The sequence below is a fragment of the Delftia sp. JD2 genome (genome assembly GCF_001682645.1).
Classification (GTDB): Bacteria; Pseudomonadota; Gammaproteobacteria; order Burkholderiales; family Burkholderiaceae_C; genus Comamonas; species Comamonas acidovorans.
The window spans coordinates 1-208 of the sequence record NZ_LFJT01000181.1 but is presented as its reverse complement, the minus strand read 5'-3'; the positions used below and the strand labels follow the sequence as shown (position 1 = coordinate 208).

Genomic DNA, 208 nt, shown 5'->3' with positions numbered 1-208 from the left:
CCCGCCGGGCCACGCCCATGACGGCCACGAAATCTACGAATGGCCGGGCGGCTACACCCAGCTGAGCGACGGCGAAGACTACATCCGCGTGCGCCTGAAGGAAAGCCTCACCGGCCAAAGCCGGGTGCGGGGTCAGTCCTGCCACCGGGCGCTGGCCACGGGCTACACCTTCAGCCTCTACAACTACCCGCGCGGCGACCAGAACCAG

The 208-nt window shown here is 68.3% G+C and carries 1 protein-coding gene; it reads left to right on the top strand.

Annotation, left to right across the window (positions count from 1 at the left end; all coding sequences use genetic code 11):
• On the top strand, positions 1–208 hold a 208-nt coding region (locus ACM14_RS30335), incomplete at both ends, for a phage late control D family protein (protein ID WP_139093551.1).